The organism is Bradyrhizobium sp. B117, assembly GCF_038969555.1.
GTDB lineage: Bacteria > Pseudomonadota > Alphaproteobacteria > Rhizobiales > Xanthobacteraceae > Bradyrhizobium.
Genome location: NZ_CP152414.1, coordinates 5,908,330 through 5,932,273 on the forward strand (window position 1 = coordinate 5,908,330; position 23,944 = coordinate 5,932,273).

Sequence of the window (23,944 nt, forward strand, 5' to 3'; positions counted from 1 at the left end):
TGGATGGCTTCCACGCGAAGCCGCCTCCAGTTCGCAGCTCATCTCACCGCAATTGCGTCTTTCCCTCGATCAGGCCGCCATCTCACGTCCGCCGCCACGGATTTCCATATGCTCGCGACCCAAAATTCCATTCCAGCCGCGGAGACGGCGACGGACCGGCTCGATTTCGAGCGCGCTCGCCAGTCACCCGGCCTGTCGGGGATGCTCGCCGCAATCGTGGTCGCCGTGATCGCGGCCGCCTTCGGCGTCATGCTCTGGTATGCCGACAGCTACGAGATCGAGATCGGCACCCGCGTCCGTGGCGACGAGATGCGGCTCGTCAACGGCGAGCTCTCGACCGCGTTCGACCGCGGTGGCCGCTTCGCATTGGCGCTGGCCGAGGTCACGGCGCGGCGAGCGACGATCCGCCAGGCGCTTGCTGCGCGCGATAGGGCCGAATTGATGCGCCAGTCGGAGGAAACCTTTGCCCACCTCCACCAGCAGGCCGGCGTGCAGATCTTCGGCTTCCAGGACAAGAACATCCGTTATTTCCTGCGCGTCCACAAGCCCGAGCAATTCGACGACGACATCTCCGGATTTCGCCCGATGATCGTCGCCGCCAATCGCACCACGCGCCCGCAGGTCGGACTCGAGATCGGCGTTGCCGGGATCGGCCTGCGCGGGGCGACCATCGTCGAGCAGCAGGGCGTCATGGTCGGCACCGTCGAAGTCGGCCTCGATCTCAAGCCGTTGATCGAGAGCGTCAAGGCAACGTCCAACGCCGACATTGCGATCGTTATCGTCCCCTCGCTTGCGGGCATCGCGCTCGATCCCAAGCTGCCTGCCTTCGGCGATCTCGTGCTGGCGATGTCGACCGACGACCGGCTCTTCTCCTCGCTGCTGAAGACGATGCCGCTGCGTCCGGCGCATGACAGCGTGGCCGCCGCGCCGACGCTCGAGGGCCGTCGCTATGACCTGATCACGCGGCCGCTCGTCGATTTCAGCGGCCGCATGATCGGCTTCTCCATTGCGCTCAAGGCTGATTACGGCACCGAGCTCGGACGCTCGCGCACCGAATTGCGCGTCGTTGCGATCTGCGGCGGCATCTGCGCCTTCATGGCATTCGCACTTCTGTTCCGCGCCACGGCCGCTCGCGGCAGGGCATGGCCATGAGAGCAATCGCCGGCATCCTCGGCCTTTTCCTGACGTTGTTCTGTCTCGTGCCAGCGCCGGCCGAGGCCGCTCCAACCGAGTTGCCCGCGGGAGCACAGCTACCGGTGCGGGTGCGGGTCGCGGTGCGAATCCTCAAGGTGCTCTCCATCAAGGAGGTCGTTGGAGAGGGACGCCTGTTCGTCGAGGTCACGCAGCGCTGGACCGATCATCGGCAGGCCTTCGACCCGGTCGCCATAGGCTTCGGACGCCTCGATCGCACAGGTGCGGATGCCGACGCGTATCTGAAATCGATCTGGACGCCCGGTCTCGAAATCGAGAATCGCATCGGCGAGCCGGAGGCTCGCACCGTGGCGACGTCGACCTATGCCAACGGCGAAGTGATGCTCATCGAGCGCTACGAGGCGCGCTATCGCTTTGGCCTCAACCTCAATGCCTTCCCCTTCGACCGCCAGGATCTCACCCTTTCGTTCTTTCTGCCGCGCCACGCGGCGCAAGACGCAATCCTGATCTCCACCGAATCCGATCGGGACATCTCCGGCATCGAGGATACGACCGCGTCGGTCGACTGGCGTGCCGCCGGCCTGCGCTTCGCCAACCGCGATGCGATGGGCTGGAACGCCCGCAGCTATTCCAAGCTCGACGTGACCATGACGCTCGCGCGGATCTCGACGCACTACCTCCTGCGCATCTTTGTGCCAATCATGGCCGTGCTGGCGGTATCTGTTTTCGTGCTGTGGGCGCCGGATCTGATCTCGAAGGACAAGGGCAGCCTGATCTTCTCGTCGCTGCTCGCGCTCGCAGCCATCAGCTTCACGTTTGAATCGAGTTTTCCGGGCTGCATTTCGCTCAACACCCCGGTCGCCCAGATCATCTCCCTCGGTTACATGTACCTGATCGTGGTCCTGATCGTCGACATGTCGCTGGATACAATGTCACGTCGCACGCGGGCGGTGAGTGGCGCCGTGATCGATGAACTGAGGCGGCAGATGCGCTGGGCACTGCCATCCATCATGGCTGCGATCTGCATCGGGGCGGCGGTGCGGGCGATCCCGGTCTGACCCCGGGGCGTTCCGCCTCAATGTCCGTCACGCGCGGGCCGGCTGCTGCACCGGCATCAGCGCATAGCCGACGCCGCGCACCGTCGCGATCGGCGCCGCCGTTCCGTCATATTGCATCTTCCGCCGCAGCCGCACGATCAGATTGTCGACCGTGTGCTCGCTGATCTCGCGGGGATCGCGATTGGAGATGACGTCGAGCAGGAAATCGCGGCTGAGCGGCCGCGTCATCTGCGAGGCAAGGGCGGCGAGGATGTTGAATTCGCCCGAGGTCAGCTTGACCATGCTGCCGTCGGGACGAAACAGCTCGCGCCGGACCGGGTCGAGAATCCAGCCGTCGAACGTGATCACCGATTCCTTGGTCCGGCGCAGGACGCTGCGGATGCGGGCCAGCAGCGTGCGCAGGTTGATCGGCTTGGAGATATAGTCGTCGCCTCCCGCCTCCAGCCCCGACAGGATGTCGTCATCGGAATCCCGGCTGGTGACGAAGATCAGCCCGCATTGCTCGCCGAGCCGCAATTCGCACGCGAGCGCAATGCCGTCGGCGTCGGGCAGGTTGATGTCGAGCAGGACGATGTCGGGCCTGAGCGCAGCGAGCCCCGCGCGCAGCTCGCCGCCGGTCGCCATGCCATGCGCGACCATGCCTTCCTCCCGAAGGAACGAGGTCAGCATCAGCCGGATCTCCGGTGCGTCTTCAACCATGAGTACGATCGTCGACATCGGCCCCTTCAAGCTCGCTGTTGATGGAAGCAGGCATCAGCCTGCTCTGCCCGGCGGCGTCCAGGTCCCTCAGGACGAGGGCGATCTGCCGTCGCAGCGCTCGGATCGCCTCGTCGAGACCGCCGCGGTCCGCTCCGGCGGCCCTCGCCGCCGTCAGCGCAACATCGGCGCGCGCGGCAAGCTCGGGCATTCGCAGATTTGCCGCGCTTCCCTTGATGCGGTGCGCGACGCTTGCAATATCCTTCGGCGCCAGATCGGCTCGCGCCAGCGCGCGGTCCAGCTCCCTGAGGCTGGTGCCGAACAGGCCCTGCAATTCATCGATGCGGTCGCGCTCAAAGACCTCTTCGAGCGTGAACGATCCGGATGCCTGCTGCGAGGCGAGAAAGGCGCCGATCTTCCAGGCGACGTCGTCGGGTGCAAACGTTGCAGCCAGCACGAGGTCGGCGCCCTCCTCCAACAGCCGCGCGGCGTCTCCTTCGGCGGGAACGCCGACGATGAACATGCCCTCTCCCGCCGCGCGCTGGCGCAGCGATCGCACGAAGCCCGGCGGCGGGCCGACAGCAACCATCGCCGCGAACTCCCGCGCCGCAACCATCGTACCGGCAGCCTCGAACGACTGCGCCGGAAAGACACCCCAGATCCCCTAGCGGACCATGCGTCGCCTTGCACGCATCACCCACCACGAGAACATCACCGCCGGCCTTCAGCGACGCGCTCGGGCCGGATGCCGGCCAGTGCCGGGCATCCACCGCCGCCTCGATCGCGGTATACAATGCTGCGACGTCGATCGGCTTGGCCAGATGCCCGTCCATACCCGCGGCAAGGCACGCGGCGACATCCTGCGACATGACGTTGGCCGTCAGGGCGACGATCGGGACCTGGCTGTGCGGAAATGGCAGAGCGCGAATGCGACGGGTCGCTTCCAACCCGTCGACGTCGGGCATCTGCATGTCCATGAGGACCGCATCGAACCTGGCGCTCCGCACCAGTTCGAGCGCCTGCTCGCCGGACCTGACGAGCGCGATGCTGTGCCCCGCCTTTTCCAGGATCCCGCGGGCGACCATCGCATTGATGGGGAGATCCTCGACGAGCAGCAGATTGAGAGGACGGACTTGCGGCACTGCTACGTCGACGGCATCGCCGTCAGCCGGTTCATCGATTGCCGGCAGCGGCAGGCAAAAACGAAAGCGGCTGCCCTCTCCCGGCGCGCTTTCGACGTCGATCTCGCCATGCATGCCGTCGACCAGCCGCTTGCAAATGGCAAGTCCAAGTCCCGTGCCGCCGAAGCGTCGCCGGATCGACGCGTCCGCCTGCCCGAACGCCTGGAACAGATGCGCCCGTTGCTCGGGGGTGATCCCGATGCCGGTGTCGGACACGCAGAACGTGATCAGCGCCCCATCCCGCGATCCGGCTGCCGTAACCTCGACGGTGACACTGCCCTGGTTCGTGAACTTCACGGCGTTACCGATCAGGTTGAACAGGATCTGCCTCACGCGTGACTGATCGCCGAGCACCCATTGCGGCACGAGGGGCGAGAGCTCCAGCTGGAGACTTAGTCCCTTCTCGTGCGCGCGCGGCGTCATCAGATTGACGATCTCGCGCAGGCTTTGCCGGAGGTCGAACGGCGCGCGCTCGTAGACCTCGGCCTGCCGTTCGAGCTTCGAGATGTCCAGGATGTCATCGAGGATGTTGAGCAGCCCCTCCGCCGAGGATTTGATAATCGACAGGCGCTTGCGCTGCGACGGCGGCAGCGGCTCGTCGAGCGCCAACTGCGCCATGCCGAGGATTCCGTTCATGGGCGTGCGGATCTCGTGGCTCATCACCGCCAGGAAGTCGGCCTTGACGTTCGCGGCCGCTTCCGCTGCGTCCTTGGCTTCACGCAGGTCGAGGTTGACCTGCTGCTCGCGCGCGATGCGCAGATATTCCTCGCGCCGCAGTCGGTTGAACTGCGTGCGTGCCACGGCTCCGACGACGTAGCCGACCGCCACGACCAGCACGATGATCGTGAGATCGAGCGGGCTCTCCGGATCCGGCCTGAGCACCGCCCAGAACAACAGGCTGACGATCGGCGCATAGGCGCTCATCAGCGCCACCCAGCGAAACCGCCCGGGCAGGCACAGATTGAGCGCGATGGCGATCAGCGGCAGCAGCAATCCGCCGTGACGGGTCAGGCTCGGATGGTTGAAGACCAGCGCGTTGAGCGTGAAGAACGCAAACTGGTGCGCGTAGGTGATCGCGACGATGCGTACATATCCATGCGTCCGCAGCAGGGCCAGCACGGCGGCGACCGCCGCAACCGCGATCAGGACACGCACTTCCAGGAAGAACGCGAGCCGCGAGCCGCTCAGCGTCATGACGTCGAGCGGCAGGAATGACAGGCTCGCGGCGGTGTCGGCCAGGACGCACAACAGGGCCATCGCGCGCGCCGACCGCCAGACACTCTCGGAGAACGCCGCCTCCGTGCTCGGGTCACGAAATTCGCCGCTGGTCCCGATGCGTCCCTGAAGGTCCAATTCTACCGCCGGCATCCCGGCCTATCCTCGCGCTCATTCACCCTGAGGTCTTCCATTGCAGAGTTGATCCACCCTCGTCCAGAGCCAATGTCGGCGGCTCTTTCGTTTCCGGCCGGCGGGAAGATCAACGCGCATTGATGGTCGTTTCCACGCCTTTCGCCTACCAGCCCTTTAGTTCGATCCCAGACAGGTCCGACGTCGCCTCACACGCGGGTCCACGTCGCAGCCAACTGCGGCTGGGATCCCGACGAGTGGGAATTGGGTATGGCCTTCGTTTGTCTCGACAGGTGCGCACGTCTCGCCGGCTTCAAGCGGGCGACCTCGGCGGCGCCCCTGGCTGTGCTCCGCACGCTCGCGTTGCTCGTTGTGCTTCAGGCAACCGGCATAGGCTCGGCGCTCGCGGCAACCACCTGTGCCGGCATCAATGCAGGCGCCTTCAACGTGAGCGGGGCCGACTCTCAGCCGAACACGCCGGTGTGTCTGACCGCCGGCGACGTCATCAAGCTGAACTACACGTTCGTCGTCGATACGACCCTCGTCTACGGCATCCAGATGGGCGTCGGCGGCCACAACACCGACAACTCCGGCGTCGTGTCGGGCACGCTGCAGATCACCGTGGCGACGTCGGGCACGCAGAATTTCGGCTGGAACGCCCTCAGCGAAGGCCTGCCGTCGCAGATCGACGTCACGGTCACCTGCACGGCCGCTCCCAGCCCCGGCCCGGTGGTGACCAGCGCCAATCCGGCATCAGGCCCGATCGCCGGACAGCAAACCACCATCGTCATCGGCCAGAACCTCACTGGCGCGACCTCGGTCAAATTCGGCGGCGTCAACGTGCTCGGCTTCACGGTGCTGAGCGCGACGCAGATCTCGGTGGTGACGCCTCCGCACGCAGCGGGTGCGGTCGATGTCACCGTAACGACGCCGCTCGGCTCCGCCACGGGGACGGCCATCTATCGCTACGCGGCCATGCCCGATCCGACCCTTGATCCGAACGTGAAAGCGATGGTCGACTTCCAGGTTCACACCGTGCAGGTGATGGGACAGCAGCAGATCGACAATGTGCAGGACCGGCTGATCGAGCTGCACAATGACGACGTCCCCCTTGTCAGCAACAGGGCGTCCTTCGCACAGATGCCGGCATCGCAGAGACAGTATGGCCTGCCGGCGAATGCCGGAGACAGGACGAGCTCCGCTTCCGACATGACGCAGGCCCGGCAGAACTCGAAAGACGGACAGGCCGTGCCGGTGCCGGCGGGATCGGATTCATCGCTGCGCTACTGGACCGCAGGTGCGCTGCTGTTCGGCCGCGACACCACCTATGCCGATGCCAAATACAACGTGTCCTCGACCGGACTGACCGCCGGCGTCGACTCGCGCCTGACCCGAAACCTGAAGGCCGGCGTCGCCGTCGGCTTCGGCATCGATCATGCCACGATCGGCAGCGACGGCTCGCACATCAACGCCAATATCTGGTCCACACAGGCCTATGCCAGCTACCGCGTCGCCCCGCAGTGGTTCATCGACGCGATCCTCGGCTATGCCGTCGGCAGGCTCGGCAATTATCGCTACGACACCTCCGCGCAGGCCTTCGGCTCCGGACATCGCGGCGCCAACGACCTATTCGGCTCGCTGTCGGTAAGCCGCGAGATCAAGGTCGAGCGCTGGAAGATCGCGCCGTATGCGCGGCTCGACCTGCAATGGATCCGGCTCGACGGCTATGTCGAGACCGGCGCCGGCATCTACAACCTCGCGTTCGACCAGACCTCCGCCGTCGATCTCGCCGGCGTGCTTGGCACCAGGTTCAGCCATGTGATGGACACGTCCGCCGGCACGCTCAAATCCAGCGTCGAGCTCGCCTATCGTCGCAGCCTGAGCGGCTCCTATACGCAAGCGATCGCCTACAGTTTCGATCCCACGACCATCTACAGCGCGTTCGGCTCGGCGGAGAAGCGCGACCAGGCCCTGATCGGTCTCGGCTTCGAGCTGCAGGTGAACCGCTCGGTCAGCCTCGGCCTTCAGCTCGACGAACTGATCGCCAGCAACGCACGGAGCGAGCGCGGGCGTGCGCACGTGAAGATCGGATTCTGAGACGGCACCGGGCCGCAGAATCGGTGGCGCGGACACACGAAGACTTCAACACGGCTTCCGGAGGACAACATGAATGTTGCAGGCAAATCAGCGCGAGCAGAATCGGCCGCACGGCCTCGCGCTCAGAATGAAACGGGCTGGCTCCTGGCCGTGGCCGCCGCCTTCCTGATCGTTCACATCGTCGCCCTGACGATCTGCGATCGCGCCACGGCGGACCGAACAGCCCCGAGACAATTGGCGCTGTCACAGGACTGCGACTAGCGGCTGCCCGGTCCCAGGATCAATCCGCGTTGATGGTGGATTTGCCGTCCGTCGCCTACCAGACCCGACAGAACGATCTCAGGTGTGTGAGATATCAAGCGTTGGCGGATCACCTCCTCTGACGTCCCCTCTCCTCGCCTGTCCAATCCCTGCGACGTCCATCGCGCGGGATTCGAACGACGGGGACAGGGCATGCATTCCGATGATCTCGATGAGCTAGCGCATGGCGGGCACCTTGAGAGCAGCCGCGCCACGCGAGCGACATCGTCGTTCGTCAACGCAAAGCCGATCACAACGGTGCTGTTTCGCACCGTTCGAAACGCTGTGGTCGGCCTTTGGCTGGCTGCCGTTCTGCTCTTCTGCGCGAGCGCCCCGGCCCATGCCTTCCGGACACTCCCGAACGGAACGATCGGAACCGCGTACTCGCAGAGCGTCACGATCTATACCGACATCTCCGACTGCCAGGTTTCGAACATAGGCGTCTTCGTGCCGGGGGTCACAGTTTCGGATACGTCGAACAGCCCCACGTGCTCCGTCTCCATGAGCGGCACCACGACGGCGGCGGGCACCTATTTCGGGTCCATATCGTTCTTCACCGGGTCCGGAAATCTTCCCCCGGATGCGACCCCGCTGGGCTCGGGCTGGGGCAGCATCCCCTACCAGATCACGATCGACAAGGCGTCGCCGACGCTGTCGGTCTCCTCGTCGTCATCGTCCATCATCTACGGCAATCCGGTGACGCTGACGGCGACGCTGAGCGGCGGCTATTCGCCGAGCGGAACAGTCACCTTCTACGCCAACGGATCGTCGGTCGGGACTGCGTCTCTCTCGGGGATGACCGCAAGCCTGACGGTCAGTTCGCTGCCGGTCGGATCGGACGCGATCACCGCGAGCTATTCGGGCAACTCCAACAACAATTCGGCTACGAGCGGCTCCGCCGCGGTCACGGTGGCCCAGATCACCCCCTCGATCGCACTCGCCGCCTCGTCGTCTTCGGCAAGCTATGGCTCGTCCGTCGCGCTTGTCGCAACCCTGACAGGCGGGGCCTCGCCAAGCGGCACCGTCACCTTCCTGGAAGGCGCGACCCAGCTTGGCAGCGCCACCATCTCCGGGACGACCGCCATCCTGGCGGTGTCGTCGCTGTCCGTCGGCCCGCACACGATCACCGCGACCTACAACGGCGACACCACCAACGCCTCGGTCACGTCGGGCTCGATCACCGTAACGATCACGCAGGATGCGCCGACCGTCACCCTGGGCGCATCCTCGACGTCGACCAGCGCTGGCGACCCCGTAACGCTGGTCGCTTCGCTCAGCGGCGGCACCTCACCGAGCGGATCCGTCACCTTCTATGACGGAGCCACCTCGCTCGGCTCCGGCACCGTCTCCGGGTCGGCCGCGATGCTGACGGTATCGTCGTTGTCGACTGGATCGCATACGATCACCGCGGTCTATGGCGGCGACAGCCACAATGCCGGCGCGACCTCCAACGCCATCACGGTGACGGTCGGCAGCGCGTCGCTGTCAGTCTCGCTTTCGAGCTCCTTACTGTCGCCGACGCTCGGCCAATCGGTGACCTTTACGGCGACACTTTCCGGAGGCTCCTCGCCATCAGGCTCCGTGACCTTCAAGGATGGCTCCGCGACACTCGGAGCAGCCACGATTTCGGGCTCAACTGCAACCTTCACGACCTCGTCGCTTGCGGTCGGCACGCATCCGATCACCGCAATTTACGGCGGCGACGGCAGCAATAGCTCGGCAAGTTCAGGCACGATCACCGTCACGGTCGGCAAGGCCTCGCCGTCACTAACCGTTTCCAGCTCGTCAAGCTCGCCGACCGTCGGCCAGTCCGTGACCTTCACGGCAACACTTTCCGGCGGCTCCTCGCCGAGCGGCACCGTGACCTTCCAGGATGGCGCCACAGTGCTCGGCTCCGCCACCATTTCAGGCTCAAGCGCGACCTTCGCAACTTCCAGCTTCACGGTCGGCACACATGCGATCACCGCCGTCTATGGCGGCGACGGCAGCAACGCGACGACCACCTCCAGCGCGATCACGGTGACCGTTGGCCAGGCATCGCCTTCGGTCTCGCTCTCGGGGTCATCGACCGCGCCGGCCGTCGGCCAGTCCGTCACCTTCACGGCAACGCTGTCCGGCGGATCGTCACCGAGCGGCACCGTGACCTTCCAGGACGGAGCCACCGTCCTCGGCTCCGCCCCGATCGCGGGTTCGAGCGCAACCTTCGCCACCGCAGCGCTTGCGGTCGGGATACACACGATTAACGCGGTCTACGGCGGAGACAGCGGCAACGCCGGAGCGACATCGACCGCCGTGACGGTGACCGTCGGCAAGGCGTCGGCCTCGCTCGCGCTCGCGGCCTCGTCGACCTCGCCGTCGGCCGGACAGTCGGTCACCTTCACCGCCACGGTTTCGGGCGGATCATCGGCAAGCGGCACCGTGACCTTCAACGACGGCGCCACCGTCCTCGGCTCCGCCGCGATCTCGGGCACGACGGCAACCTTCACGACGGCGGCGCTCGCGATCGGCGCGCACAGCATCACGGCTGCCTATGGCGGGGACGGCTCCAATGCCGCGGCGACCTCCGGCGCCGCCACCGTCACGGTCGCCAAGGTCTCACCTTCGATCTCGGTGTCGGCCTCGTTGACGTCGCCGGCCGCCAGCCAGTCGGTCACATTCACGGCAATATTGTCCGGCGGCTCCTCGCCGAGCGGCACCGTGACATTCCGGGACGGCGCCTCCACGCTGGGCACTGCGACGGTCTCGGGCTCGACTGCAATCCTCGTGACCTCCGCGCTGACCGCCGGCGGCCATTCCATCACCGCGGTCTATGCCGGCGACAGCAGCAATGCCGCCGCGACATCAGGTGCGATCGCTGTGACCGTCGGCCAGGCAGCGCCCTCGATCCTGCTGTCCAGCTCGACGACTTCGGCGCCCGCCGGCCAGTCGGTGGTCCTCACCGCGGTGCTCTCCGGCGGCTCCTCGCCATCGGGCTCCGTCACCTTCAAGGACGGCACGACCACACTCGGCACGGCGACCATCTCGGGCGCGACCGCAACGTTCGCAACATCGACGCTTGTCGTCGGCTCCCATTCCCTGACGGCGATCTATGGCGGCGACGGCAGCAATGCCTCGGCAACATCGAGCGCGATCGCGGTGACGATCGGCAAGGCCGCGCCCTCGATCGCCGTATCGAGCTCGGCGAGCGCACCTGCGGCCGGCCAGTCCGTCACCCTGACGGCGACATTGTCGGGAGGCGCTTCCCCGACCGGCAGCGTGAGCTTCAAGGACGGCACGACCATGCTGGGCGCGGCGACGATCTCCGGTTCGACTGCATCCTTCACGACCCCGCCCCTGGCGTCGGGCGCGCATTCGATCGTCGCGGTCTATGCTGGTGACGGCAACAACGCCGCCGCAACATCAAACGCCATCTCGCTCACGGTCGGACGATCCGATCCTGGCACAAGCGCGGCGGTGCGTGGAACCGTAGCCTCGCAGGTGTCGACGGCGGTCCGCTTCGGCCAGGCGCAGATCGGCAACATATTCCAGCGTCTCGAAGGCCTGCACGATGCGGATGATGGCGCATCCGGTTCCGGCCCGATCGCGGCCGCAGGCCCGTCCGGCGCATCGGCCAGCAATTCCGAAATCGACCGCCGCGCGGCCGGCCTCTTCAACGACCGGCCCGCAGCAGCACAGGCACTCGGCTATGCCGATGAGCTGCCGATCCGCACGAGCCTGACATCGCAGTCCGACGCCGGCCGTGCCGTCAATCAGCTCGCCGCCGCGCTTCCTCACGCGGTCGAGAGCATCAACAAGGCCAATCTGCTGCCCTTCAATGTCTGGGCCTTCGGAACGGTTGGCTTCGGCCGGCTGCAAAGAGACAATAGCTACGACAACCGTTTCACGTCCTCGGGACTGACGCTCGGTTTCGATCGAACCGTCACCGACGGCCTCAGGGCGGGCGCGGCATTCGGTCTCGGCTTCGACCACAACAAGATCGGAACGGACGGATCGAGGATCGACGCGCGCAGCTTCAACGCGACGATCTATGCGAGCTGGAACTTCCTGCCCCATACCTATCTGGACGTCGCCGGCGGTTATGGCTGGCTCCGTTTCGACGGCAAACGCTGGTCCAGCGACGGCAACGTCATGCTGGACAGTCAGCGCGCGGGCAGCCAGCTCTTCGGCACGGTCGGCGTGAGCCATGTCTCCCGATGGGAGGGCTGGAAGCTTTCAAGCTACGGCCGCTTCGATATCGTGAACGCGACACTGGGCGCCTACAACGAGACCGGCTCGAGCCTATGGGCCCTGAGCTACGACAGCATGAATACGACCAGCGTCGCCAGCGTTCTCGGCGGCCGCCTCGCCTATCCGATCCTGCAAAGCTGGGGCGTGCTGACGCCGGCCGTTCGCGCGGAATGGCGGCACGCCTTCGACGGCGGCTATGTGCAGGGTCTGAACTACGTCGATCTTGCCGGCCTGACCTCCGGCTATACGCTCACGGGCACCCCGACGGCGCGTGACACCATGACCGGCGGGCTTTCCGTGAAGGCCGATGTCGGCAACGCGCTGAGCCTCGATTTGGAATATCTGCTGACGAGCTCCCTCAACGGCGTCGAAAGCCAGAGGCTGCGCGGGGCAGTGAAGTACGGCTTCTGAGGCCCGCCGCGGCGCCGATCAGGTCAGCTCATGCGCCCGGTATGTGCCGTCTGGCTGCGCGTGCTGAGAACGTTGCTGATCTGAACGCTGTAGCTGCGCGCCCTCGCCGGCCGGACGCCTGCCGGGCAATCGGCGATATCGGGGCTGTGCGACTGAACCTTGCAGGTGCTGACTCCGAGTGTGGAGTAGACCCGCCAATCTCCAGCATCAACCCGCGTTGATGGTGGATTCCGCGCCCTTCGCCTAACTGAGCATCAGTCGATCCAGACACGCAGGACGTGTGTCGCGCGAATTTGCAGGCTCTCAGGCCGCACATCCCGCCCCAGGCGGGTCCGCCGAAACAAGTCTTCGGCCTGGGTCCGAACGAGGGGGCGGATAAAATGATCTCTGTTTATTTCGACATGCTTGCGTGCCGCAGGCGGCTTCGGTTGGGGCAGCTAAGCTTCGCCGCGATGCTGGCGATCTTCGTGTTTTTCGCCGTTCACGGCTCCGCCCGCGCCAACCGGATCTTACCGGGCGCAACGATCGGAACACCGTATTCCCAGACAGTCATCGTCTATACGGACACCGTCTCATGTAACCCTCAGCCGTCTAACTTCAACTTCCCGGGCCTCACTGTGGGAGGTACCAATGCCTTCGGAAGCAAGACGTGCGCCTTTGTAGTGACCGGGACGCCAACTGCGGCAGGGACATACACCGGCGGATATTGGTTCGTGGATGGATCCGACACCTATCCTGCCGACGCTAACAATTTCATCGTGACCTACCAAATCACGATCGACAAAGCCTCGCCCACACTCTCCGTCTCGCCCTCTGCTTCGTCTGTGACCTACACGAACGCGCTGACGTTGACGGCGACTTTGAGCGGCACCTCGGCACCGACCGGAACGGTCACCTTCTATGATGGCGGGACCTCGATCGGCACGGCGACCGTCTCGGGCGCGACCGCCAGCCTGACGGTAAACACTCTCTCGGTGGGCACCCACGCGATTGCCGCGACCTATAATGGCGACTCCAACAACAACACCGCGACGGGCGGGACGACCGCGACGGTGATTCAGGTCACTCCCGTGATCGCGGTCAACGCGTCCTCGACGTCCTCGAACAACGGCGCCTCGGTCGCCCTGGTTGCAACAGTGACCGGTGCGAGCTCTCCGACCGGAACCGTAACCTTCTACGAGGGCTCGACGCAGCTCGGCACCGCCACGCTGTCGGGCCCGACCGCCATCCTGATGCTCGGCTCGTTTCCGCCGGGCTCTCACACGTTCACCGCAACCTATAACGGCGATATCAACAACGTCTCCGTGACCTCGACCTCGGCCACGCTGTCGGCCGCCAAGGCGACGACGATGCTCTCGGTGGCGAGTTCGACGATGACGCCAGCAACGGCGCAATCGGTGACGCTAACCGCGACGCTGTCGGGCGCGATTTCGCCGACCGGCACCGTCACTTTCAAGGACGGCGCGACCATCCTCGGCACGGCGACGGTATCGGGCACGACGGCGATATTCGCCACTCCAGCCCTCGCGAAGGGCTCGCATGCGATCACGGCCGTCTATGGCGGCGATGGCAACAATGCCAGCGCGACCTCGAGCGCCATCACCCTCACCGTGGGCCGCCCCGATCCGACCGCCGACGCGACGGTGCGCGGCCTCGTCAGCTCCCAGGTATCGAGCGCCGTCCGCTTCGGGCAGGCCCAGATCAGCAACATCTTCAGTCGCTTCGAAGCGCTGCACGACGAGGACGACGACGGCGCCGGGAACGGCTCCGGTGGCGGCCAGCAAACGGCCCGGAACGGAACAGGCCCGACCAACATCGCATCGGCCAGCCTCACCGGCGACACGCGTGCGGCGAACCCACTCGACAGCCAGGCCAGTGCGACCTCCGCGCTCGGCTATGCCAGCGACCTGCCGGTCCGCACCGGCGCTGCGACGCAAAGCGATGCGGGCCGCGCCGTCAGCCAGCTCGCGGCAGCGCTGCCGCAGGCGATGGACGCACTCAACAAGACCAACCTTCTGCCGTTCCACATCTGGACCGCGGGCACCGTCGACTTCGGCCGGTTGCAGAACGACAACCGTTTCGACAATCGCTTCACGAGCTCGGGCCTGACCCTCGGCTTCGACCGGCGGATCCTCGACGATCTGAAGGCCGGCATGGCGGTCGGCCTCGGCTTCGAGCGGACCGACGGCGGGACCAACGGCTCGCGGATCGATGCGAGCAGCTTCGATGCTACGCTCTATGCGAGCTGGCGCTTCCTGCCGCACACTTATCTCGACGTCGCCGGCGGTTACGGCGCGCTCCGCTTCGACAGCAGGCGCTGGTCCGGCGACGGCAACGTCATGCTCTCGGGCGTACGCTCGGGGCGCGACGTGTTCGGCTCGCTCGGCCTGAGCCACGTCTCCAAATGGGATGGCTTCAAGCTCTCGTCCTATGGACGGCTCGACGTCGTCAGGGCGACGCTCGACGGTTACAGCGAAACGGGTTCGAGCGCGTGGGCCCTGAGCTATGACAGGATGAACACGACCAGCATCGCCAGCGTTCTCGGCGGCCGCCTCGCCTATCCCATCCTGCAAAGCTGGGGCGTGCTGACGCCGGCCGTCCGCGCGGAATGGCGGCATGCGTTCGACGGCGGTTATGTGCAGGGCCTGAACTACGTCGATCTGGTCGGCCTGACCTCCGGCTATGCGCTCAGCGGCACCTCGACCGCACGCGACACCATGACCGGCGGTCTTTCCGTGCGCGCCGATGTCGGCAACGCGCTGAGCCTCGATCTGGAATATCTGCTGACGAGCTCCCTCACCGGCATCGAAAGCCAGAGGCTGCGCGGGGCAGTGAAGTACGGCTTCTGATGATGCCAATGATTTCGCCAAGCCTGGAGGACCACTGACAATGTCGATCGGAGAAGAGCAGCGCGAGAGCTCCGCCGCTGAGCGAGAATGCGCTGCTGGCGATCATCGCGGCAGGCTTCGTCATGCTCCACGTCCTGACTGCCGTGTCCCTGCTGCCGCCCTCGGCGACGACGACCGCCGCTCCATCGCTGGAACAGATGCTCGCGCATTACGACTAACGGCAACGAAAAACGACGGCCTGAGGGCCGCCGCTCTTCATCGTCTGCCGCCCTCTCGGGCCGCTCGAAGCGCGTCAGTTCAGCGTGATGCGATAGAGCGTGACGCCCAATCCCAACGGCTTCGGCGTCGAGCCTGCGGTCGAGCTTTGGAGCTGAACCTCGCCGTTGACCGCGGTCGCCGTGTAGTCCTCGATCAATTGCAGGCTCGGATCCGGTGCGCCGCTGGTGTTGCCGGAATGAGCGTTCGCGTAGTCGATGAAGTTCTTGAGGTTGCTCGTGGTCGCGTCGACCTGGTAGCGCTTGACCCTCACCGGCCCGCTGTGGCCAACCGTCTTGAAGATGTTCGAGACGGAAATGGAGAAGTTCTCCGCCGTGCCGGTTCGGGTGTTGGCGTCGTTGTTGAACACCAGATACGGGTCGAAATTGTAGACCATGACATTGGTCGAGCTCTGGTCGCTGGTGACGAACGCATTGAGGTGCGACCCCGAGGTCGGCGTCACCGTGACCTGATTGCGCAGCCCCGTCATCAGATTGTACATCTTGAACACGTTGGTGTGCGGCTTCGGCAGGAAAGTGTAGGAAGTTTCGCTGCCATAAGTGTGCAGCAGGCTGGCCGTGCCGAGGGCCGAAGGAGCGGCCGGCCCGCCATAGACGAGCCGATCCTCGACCGTGAGGAAGGATCCCATCGTCACGCCCTGGGCCAGCGCCTCCGGCAGGAACGCGGCAACCCATGCTGCTCCCTTGTGCGACCAGTTGACGTCGCCGTTCGAGCAGCTCGACGGTCCCCATTCCGACAGGAAGAGCGGCACGTTCTGCATGTTGTACGCATTCAGCTTGGCCCTGTAGGCATTGGTCATCTGCTCGAACAGGGCGAACGGCTGAGTGACGTCATCGCAGGCATGCTCGACCGTGTTGGTGCGGAGGGTTTCGACCGAGCCGTAGTAATGGAACGAGAAGTGATTGAGCGGCATGTTGAACTTGGCGCCGTACGGCAGAGCGGACGGATTGAAAACCTGCTCGATGAACTGCTCCTCCAGCGAGGGGCCCGTTCCCTGCGGTCTCACAATCAGATTCCAGCCGGCCATCGCGGGGCCCGCGACCTCGATGGTCTTGCCGTTATAGGCGCTGTTCTGGCCAAGCTCGGCGTTCACCGCGGTGATCGCGTCGGCAAAGATCTTCTGCACCGGCAGGAGATTGCGGCCGAGACGCCGCACGTCGCCATTGTTGGGAAATCCCAATTGCGGATTGTCCTCGTCGGTGATCGCGTAGGCCTGTGCAGTTGAGCTGAAGCTGTACGTCGTCGGGTTCATCCACCACAGCCAGCGCTTCCAGGGGCCGAGGTACGGAGGGGTGCACGTCGAGCCGTTGCACACCGGGTAATCAGCCGCGATGTCGATCTCGTTGCTGACCTCGAAGACCGCCGTTTGCGCGCTGCCCGTGAACGCCCTGGTGGCGATGTAGCGCACCAGTGCCTTGGCGTAATCCTTGTAGTGATCGATGATTTTCGGGCTGTTGGCGTTGTTCGGATCGATGCGCCGGTCGCCCCACGTCTCCGGCTCGCCGTAGTGAATAAAGCTGATCGGCATGTGCGAGGCGACCGCCATGTGGGGTGAAAGATTGGCCTTGACAGTCGAGCTGCCACGACAGCGGGAAGCAATCGCCCGCGCTAAAGGTGGGAGGGGTGGCGGCGTCGTTGCCGCCGAAATTTCCCTGGGCGTCGATATCGCAATATTCATCTGTCAGCAGCAGGCGGGCCCGCTTCGTGCCGATGCCCGCGAGCAGCGGCAGCATCTGATCGGTGAGCGTATCGGGGTAACCGCTCACGGAGCCCGGCGCATTGCCGCTCTGGAAGATGTTCCGCAGCGTCGGCAGCACGTTGCCGCCATTTTGCGGAAGCGTCGAAGCCGCGTCGATCGAGATGGTCGCGTCCGCCGCGGCGATCTGAATCTGGCTCAGACTCAGCGCGGTCGCGGCAACAGCCGCGAGAACGAGACGACGATGCTGCCGGCCCGCTGGACGGCCCGGATTGTTCAAGATGTGCATGCTATTCCCCAGAAGCAGAATTGCCCGCTTAGATTGCGGCAGACAGCATCATCACCCTCGATCGCTACAGGATTATGATAACATCACATAACGAATGATGCGCGCGGGAAGATTGCGAGATGTGCGCCGCGGGCTGTGGGCGGGCGAAACGGTTTGGCGCTCGCCAAGCCTGGTCGCGCCCTGCGCGCGACCAGGCCGGCAATGTCCGCCGAATGCGCGGGATCAGGACCGATCCCGGTGAGATAGCTCGGATCGGAGTTGCAGGCGGCGTTGCTGCTCGTTGAAGCGAACGTCACTGACGGGATGGTAAGCGCGCCTGCCTTCAAAAGATTGCGTCGCGAAACAGACATCTTCAATGCATTGCAAATTCGCAAGGACGCCCCTCCCTGGACATCAAGGCCAGGGAGAGCGGGCGATAAAATGTAACGCCTGATTGTTATATTATGATATCAAATCGATTTCGCGAAGCTCGCGCCGGACGGCGAAATGCAACAAAAAAAGCAGACGGATTCCCGAACGTCACGCCAAATGACGATATTGCCGCCACGAAATATCATATCGAACGCGCACCGCATCAAACTGTCGTATTTCGCGTGATAGACGGTGTCCGTCGGGACGAATTGGGGATGTTGCGCGTGAACAGGCTGTCCAGGGACATCATCAAATCGACCTTCCTGAGGGTGCATCGGGTGGCGCTGAGCGGCGGCCTCGTCGTGCTGCCGAACCATTACTACACGCCGATCGCCGACGTGCGCGAGCTGGAACGGACGAAGGACAAATGGGCGAAGCGGTCGCCGATGACCGGGATCGACGCCGACATCGCGCGGCAAGCCTCGCGCCTGCGGGAGATCGTCAAGCCGTTCGAGCCCGAATACCGCGGCAACAGCACCTACCAGGAAGGCGCGGCCAAGGGCTTTGGGCCGGGCTTCGGCTATGTCGAGGCGCAAGCCCTGCACGGCGTGTTGCGCTGGCTCAAGCCCAAGCGCGTAATCGAGGTCGGGTCAGGCGTGTCGACACATTGCGCGACGAAGGCGCTGGCGATGAACGCGTCGGAGGGGCATCCCGGCAGACATACCTGCATCGAACCATATCCGAGCGATTATCTGAAGAGCTCGCCCGAGATCGAGCTGGTGGCCGCCAAGGTGGAGGAACTCGACCCCGCGACGTTCGATCAGCTTGGAGACGGCGATTTCCTGTTCATCGACACATCGCATGTGGTCCGGCCGGTCGGCGACGTCGCTCACCTCTATCTCGAGGTGATACCGCGCATCAAGCCGGGCTGCGTGATCCACATTCACGACATCTATTTCCCCTACTCGTTTCAGCGCGATCTCCTGGACGCGCTGTTCCAGGGCGCCGAGACGACCGTGCTCCAGGCGCTGCTGACCAACAACGACCGGCTGGAGATCCTGTTCTGCCTCAGCATGCTGCACTATGACGCGCAGGACGTGCTGAAGGAGGTCTTTCCGGAATATGTACCGATCCCCGACGTCAACGGCTTGAACGTGCCCAATACGACGGGCCATTTTCCGTCGTCGATCTATCTGCGCGTGCGCGGGTAAACGGTGCCGTAGCGGCACCGGCGATGGCCGCTGGTGCGTTGTCGCAAGCAGACGCGCCCGACGATCGAGCGCGCACCGGGTTCGCGCAGGCTGTCAGGTATGCGCGGCCAGTTGAGACTGATTGGCCGCATCCTGGGCCGCGCTGACAAGCGTGCCGCCGTGGCCGTCGGAGGTCAGCCACGAAGCTCGTGGCGGCGTACTGGCCGAGCAACGTCAACGACGCGATATGCGTGCCATCGGAGACGGTGAGATGGCCGCCGCTGTTGCTGGCATTCGCCGTATAGCCGAGCGTCGTGCCCGCACCGCTGAACGCGATATCGGCCAGGTCGATGCGGTCGCCGTCGCCGAATCCCGTGATCGATCCGGCGAACGCGTCGGAATTGTCGAGCTGAAGCGTCGCGCCGCCCGGCGCGAAAGCGAGCTTGGCGGTGGAGGTGCCCGGGATATCGAGTGTCGTGCCTGCTGCGATCGCGGTTACGGCGATGTCCGGAGCGTAGGTCTTTGCAATGGTGATGCGGCCGAGGCTATCGTACCCGTTCACGACGAAGCCCCCGTCAGGGAGCGCGGCGACCTGGACCCGATCCCCGAACGAGACACCGAGACCGTAGGCGGGACCGGCTGGCTGTTGCTGGTACGCATCGAACACCTGCGCTTTTGCGGCGTTATTCTCTCGCCACGTCACGACGAAATTGCCGTCCGCCAACGCGGCGACTTTGGGGTAGAAGGGAGAGAATCCGGAGTCTGGCCGGTCGAGCCGGAACTGCAATCCAATTTTCGTGCCGTCGGCGGCAAATTGTTGCACCCAGAGCGGGTGAGCAAAGCCGGCTTCATATGACTCCCACGCGATGACAAACCCGCCGGTCGGCAGCGCGGCAATGCTGGCGCCGGCTCCGCCGTTTGGCGGTTGTGAGGCGAGTCTGAATTCAGAACCGACCTTATTGCCGCTGGCATCAAAGATCTGTGCAGTCATCTCCGGTACGAGTTGATGGGTCTGGACCACAACGAAATTGCCGTCGGCTAAACCCGCCACTCCCCAGGCCCCCGAATCGACCGTGATCTCGCTGCCGACCTTGGTCCCATCAGCCGCGAAAATCTGAATCGCGCGGCTGTTCTGGAGGCTGATTTCACCGGTCGGACTCGAATATCCCCACTCGACGACGAAGCCGCCGTTTGTGAGCTTGGAGATATCGCCGAGATACACGCTTTGTGGATGGGTTGTCCGGGGGCTGACTTGAAGCGGCGCGCCGGTCGGGGCGCCAGTCGAGTCGAATAGCTGAACCTCGATGGTGTCGTAGTACTGAGTCGGGAAGACAGAGGAGTTGTAGGTTTGATGCACGCCCGCGACAGCGAACCCGCCATTCGCCAGTCCCGTGACCTTGACACCGGGTTGAAACGGCAGGGTCGCCGGAGCGGACACCGGCGCGCCATCCGGACTGAAGATTCTGGCAGAGCCGGCGTTACCTCCTACGACCACAAAATTTCCGTTCGTCAATGCCGCCATTGGCGCTGGATATATGCTGAAGGAAAAGTCGCCCAGCGGAAACTGAGGCCCGGCGGCGTGGACGCCCGGCGCAGTCGTCGCGACCTGAAGTGCCGAGAACGACGCCGCGAACACACCCGAAAAATCCGGGCCTCTGCCCATCCCGTCGACGATGACGGAGCCATTCTGATCGCCACGCACGAAGGACAAGCCGCTCATCGGCAAGTCGGTAGCACCGACCGTGTAGCTGAACACCATCTTGGTGGGATCGCCGAGCGCTTCGGTTGCGGCCGCGTCATAGACCGCGACGCCGCCGTCGTTGAGCGTGAACGTCAGTCCGTCGCCCGTGACCGTCACGGCGCGGCTCATGGTCACCGTGAAGACCACGGTGTCGCCCGCATGCGCCACGCCGTTTGATGGCGAAGCGGTGACGGAGGTCACCGTCGTCGGCGGCGTGTCGACGTGGATGGCCGAGAAGGAGGCGGCGAACACGCCGGAGAAGTCGGGGCCAAGACCCATCCCGTCGACAATGACAGAACCGTTCTGGTCGCCGCGCACGAACGACAGGCCATCCAACGGAAGATCGGACGCTCCAACCGTGTAGCTCAACACCATCTTGCTGGGGTCGCCGAGCGCAGCGGTGGCGGACGCGTCAAAAACCGCGATCCCGCCATTGTTGAGTGTAAACGTCAGCGCGCCGCCAGTGACCGTCACACCACGGCTCATGGTCACCGTGAACGTCACGGTGTCGCCCACGTGCTCCACGCCGTTTGATGGCGAGGCCACGACAGATGTCACCGTTGTCGGCGGCGTGTCGACCCGAATGCCGGAGAAGGGAGTGGTGAACACGCCGGTGAAGTCGGGGCCTCGGCCTGTGGAATCGATGATGATGGAGCCGTTCTGGTCGCCACGCACGAAGGAGAGGCCATCCACCGACAAATCGGACGCTGCGACTTTGTAGCTGAACACCAACTTGGTCGAATCGCCGAATGCTGCGGTTGCCGCCGCGTCGTAAACGGCAATGCCGCCGTCGTTGAGCGTGAATGTCGGCGTGCCGCCCGTGAGGGTCACGGCGCTGCTCATGGCCAACGTGAATGTCACGATGTCGCCGGCTTGGATCACACCGCCGGTTGAGGAAGGGGTGATGGTTTCTCTCAAAGCGATGATGGACAACACGCTCGTCGGCTCAGACATCGCCCGGTCTCCTCAAACAGTTCCGGCTCGAAATCTGCCTGAGATTGCGTACGCGACAGGAGACCACCGGATCATGGCGGCCGGATCATCGCTTTGCATCGCTACAGAATTATGATATTATTAACATTGAAATGATATCGCGCCACAACTCTCAAGACGTCGGATCGACGTCCAAGCGCTCGGCAAGGGCCGCGCACGGCAACAGATGATCTCGGTCGAGCGGCGAGGCTCTTAGGGAAAGGCTGGATACTATTCTCCGCCCGCCCCACGAAATCCCGTCGCCAGCACGTAGCGCTCCGACGAGTCTTGCCGGCTCGCCGCCGGCTTCACATGGCGCACCGTCGCAAAGTCGCGCTTGAGCTGGGCGAGCAGATCGGCGTCGGCACCGCTCTGGAACGTCTTGGCCAGGAACGTGCCGCCGGGCTTGAGCACGTCGCAGGCAAAGGCGGCCGCCGTCTCGACGAGGCCGACGATGCGGAGCTGATCGGTCTTGCGGTGACCGGTGGTGTTGGCGGCCATGTCGGACATCACGACGTCGGCCTTGCTGCCGAGCATTTCCGTGAGCTTGTCGGGCGCATCATTGTCCATGAAGTCGAGCTGGGCGAAGTCGACGCCGACGATCTCCGGCATCTCCAGCAGGTCGATCGCGACGACCTTGCCCTTGCCCTCCGCGGAGCCGACGCGCTTGGCGGCGATCTGGCTCCAGCCGCCGGGCGCGGCGCCGAGGTCGACCACGGCCATGCCCGATTTCAGCAGCCGGAACTTGTCGTCGATCTCGAGCAGCTTGAACGCGGCGCGCGAGCGATAGCCTGCCGCCTTTGCTTTCGCGACATAGGGATCGTTGAGCTGCCGCTCCAGCCAGAGCTTCGATGACAATTTGCGCTTGCCGCCGGTCTTGACCTGGACGTGCAAGCGGCCGGTGGTGTCTTTCGCCATCTCACCAGCTCCTGAGCGCGCCGTCCTCGCGCATCATCTCGACCAGCATGCCTTCGCGCAGGCCCCGGTCGGCGACGCGCAGGCGCGGCAGTGGGAAGGCGCGCCTGATCGCATCGAGGATGGCGCAGCCGGCCAGCACGAGATCGGCGCGTTCGACGCTGATGCAGCTGTTGTTGGCGCGCTCCTCGTAGCTCATGCCGAGCAGCTTGCTGATGGTCGCGGTGATGTCGGCGTCGTTCATCCAGATGCTGTCGATGCGGCGGCGGTCGTAGCGCGGCAGGTTGAGGTGAATGCCGGCCAGCGTCGTCACCGTGCCCGAGGTGCCGAGCAGGTGCATATCCGTGAGGTCGCGGCCGTGCTCCTCCGCGAACGGCGCGACGTGGTTTGCCACATCCCGCTCCATGGCGGCGTAGATCTCCGGCGTCACATCGCGGCCGCCGAACTGTTCGGCGAGCGTGACCACGCCGTACGGGATCGACATCCAGGCTTTGATGCGCGGCTCCGGATTCTCCGGGTCCCGCTCGATCCGCACCAGCTCGGTCGAGCCGCCGCCGATGTCGAACAGGATCGCGCCCCTGCCCCGGGGGTCGACCAGCGGCGAGCAGCCGAGCACGGCAAGCGCAGCCTCGGTCTCGCGGTCGATCACCTCGAGCTCGATGCCGGTCTCGGCCGCGACGCGGCTGCGGAAACCTTCGGCGTTCGAGGCGGCGCGGCAGGCTTCGGTCGCGATCAACCGCAGGCGCCGCGCCTTGCGCAGATTGATCTTGTCGCGGCAGATGCTGAGCGCGGCGATGGCGCGCTCGATGGCGGCCTCGCTGATGCACCCGGTCGCCGAGACCCCCTCGCCGAGCCGGATGATGCGTGAGAAGGAATCGACCACGCGAAAGCCGTCGTGGGTCGGACAGGCGATCAGCAGCCTGCAATTGTTGGTGCCGAGGTCCAGCGCCGCGTAGACGCCGGTTCCGACGGCCTGCGCGGGGACGGCCGGTTCGGTGGCCAACGCCACCGCCGCCATCGACCCCTCCAGCTCACCGTGCGGCACATGGCCGTCGCGGAGCCGCGTGTGGTCATTCATTACGAACTGTCTTTCCACGACCGCAAGGGGCCGATCCGGAATTGCTTTTTCGCCTGAAACATTAGCAGCGCGGTGGGCCTGCGCAACATCGCATCACATGGGACCATGTCCATTCGTG

Annotated in this window: 14 protein-coding genes; 7 read left to right on the forward strand and 7 right to left on the reverse strand. The window is 64.8% G+C overall.

Annotated elements, in window-relative coordinates; translation table 11 throughout:
• Window positions 1-108: 108 nt before the first annotated feature.
• A complete protein-coding gene (locus tag AAFG16_RS29075; RefSeq protein ID WP_342730784.1) occupies window positions 109-1,152 on the forward strand; it encodes a cache domain-containing protein in 1,044 nt (347 codons plus the stop codon).
• Window positions 1,149-2,210: a neurotransmitter-gated ion-channel ligand-binding protein gene (locus AAFG16_RS29080; RefSeq protein WP_342730786.1), complete on the forward strand. Its 1,062-nt coding sequence runs from the start codon at window positions 1,149-1,151 to the stop codon at window positions 2,208-2,210. The genes AAFG16_RS29075 and AAFG16_RS29080 overlap by 4 nt, the downstream gene beginning before the upstream one ends.
• Before the next feature lie 27 nt (window positions 2,211-2,237).
• Here AAFG16_RS29080 and AAFG16_RS29085 read toward each other — a convergent pair whose 3' ends face one another.
• Genes AAFG16_RS29085 through AAFG16_RS29095 form a run of 3 tightly spaced genes read right to left on the reverse strand, consistent with a single transcriptional unit; the run spans window position 2,238 to window position 5,080 of the window.
• A complete protein-coding gene (locus tag AAFG16_RS29085; protein WP_342730788.1) occupies window positions 2,238-2,909 on the reverse strand; it encodes a response regulator transcription factor in 672 nt (223 codons plus the stop codon).
• Window positions 2,902-3,363, reverse strand: coding sequence for an Hpt domain-containing protein (locus AAFG16_RS29090; protein WP_342740993.1), 462 nt, complete (start codon window positions 3,361-3,363; stop codon window positions 2,902-2,904). The genes AAFG16_RS29085 and AAFG16_RS29090 overlap by 8 nt, the downstream gene beginning before the upstream one ends.
• Window positions 3,260-5,080: an ATP-binding protein gene (locus AAFG16_RS29095; protein ID WP_342730790.1), complete on the reverse strand. Its 1,821-nt coding sequence runs from the start codon at window positions 5,078-5,080 to the stop codon at window positions 3,260-3,262. The genes AAFG16_RS29090 and AAFG16_RS29095 overlap by 104 nt, the downstream gene beginning before the upstream one ends.
• Before the next feature lie 24 nt (window positions 5,081-5,104).
• Here AAFG16_RS29095 and AAFG16_RS29100 point away from each other — a divergent pair, with 24 nt between their 5' ends.
• The 4 genes from AAFG16_RS29100 (at window position 5,105) to AAFG16_RS29115 (ending at window position 15,318) form a co-directional block, all read left to right on the forward strand.
• Window positions 5,105-5,302: a hypothetical protein gene (locus AAFG16_RS29100; protein WP_342730792.1), complete on the forward strand. Its 198-nt coding sequence runs from the start codon at window positions 5,105-5,107 to the stop codon at window positions 5,300-5,302.
• Between the two features lie 402 nt (window positions 5,303-5,704).
• The gene (locus AAFG16_RS29105) at window positions 5,705-7,531 is read left to right on the forward strand and encodes an autotransporter domain-containing protein (RefSeq protein WP_342730794.1); all 1,827 of its coding nucleotides are present in this window, start codon (window positions 5,705-5,707) and stop codon (window positions 7,529-7,531) included.
• Between the two features lie 453 nt (window positions 7,532-7,984).
• The gene (locus tag AAFG16_RS29110; protein ID WP_342730796.1) at window positions 7,985-12,469 is read left to right on the forward strand and encodes an Ig-like domain repeat protein; all 4,485 of its coding nucleotides are present in this window, start codon (window positions 7,985-7,987) and stop codon (window positions 12,467-12,469) included.
• A 713-nt stretch (window positions 12,470-13,182) separates the two neighbouring features.
• Complete coding sequence (locus AAFG16_RS29115) at window positions 13,183-15,318, forward strand: Ig-like domain repeat protein (RefSeq protein ID WP_342730798.1); 2,136 nt, start codon at window positions 13,183-13,185, stop codon at window positions 15,316-15,318.
• A gap of 292 nt (window positions 15,319-15,610) precedes the next feature.
• Here the strand turns inward: AAFG16_RS29115 and AAFG16_RS29120 are convergent, their stop codons facing one another.
• Window positions 15,611-17,122: a hypothetical protein gene (locus tag AAFG16_RS29120; RefSeq protein WP_342730800.1), complete on the reverse strand. Its 1,512-nt coding sequence runs from the start codon at window positions 17,120-17,122 to the stop codon at window positions 15,611-15,613.
• 1,092 nt (window positions 17,123-18,214) lie between these two features.
• Between AAFG16_RS29120 and AAFG16_RS29125 the strand changes: the two genes are divergently transcribed.
• A complete protein-coding gene (locus AAFG16_RS29125) occupies window positions 18,215-19,141 on the forward strand; it encodes a class I SAM-dependent methyltransferase (RefSeq protein WP_342730802.1) in 927 nt (308 codons plus the stop codon).
• Here AAFG16_RS29125 and AAFG16_RS29130 read toward each other — a convergent pair.
• The 3 genes from AAFG16_RS29130 to AAFG16_RS29140 all read right to left on the reverse strand — a co-directional run bounded on the left by AAFG16_RS29130 (window position 19,071) and on the right by AAFG16_RS29140 (window position 23,826).
• On the reverse strand, window positions 19,071-21,815 hold the full coding sequence (locus AAFG16_RS29130) for a hypothetical protein (protein ID WP_342730804.1): 2,745 nt from the start codon (window positions 21,813-21,815) through the stop codon (window positions 19,071-19,073). The two genes, AAFG16_RS29125 and AAFG16_RS29130, sit on opposite strands and share 71 nt — an antisense overlap.
• Window positions 21,816-22,064: 249 nt before the next feature.
• On the reverse strand, window positions 22,065-22,751 hold the full coding sequence (locus tag AAFG16_RS29135) for an RlmE family RNA methyltransferase (protein ID WP_342730806.1): 687 nt from the start codon (window positions 22,749-22,751) through the stop codon (window positions 22,065-22,067).
• A 1-nt stretch (window position 22,752) separates the two neighbouring features.
• Window positions 22,753-23,826, reverse strand: coding sequence for a Ppx/GppA phosphatase family protein (locus tag AAFG16_RS29140; protein WP_342730808.1), 1,074 nt, complete (start codon window positions 23,824-23,826; stop codon window positions 22,753-22,755).
• Window positions 23,827-23,944 lie beyond the last annotated feature (118 nt).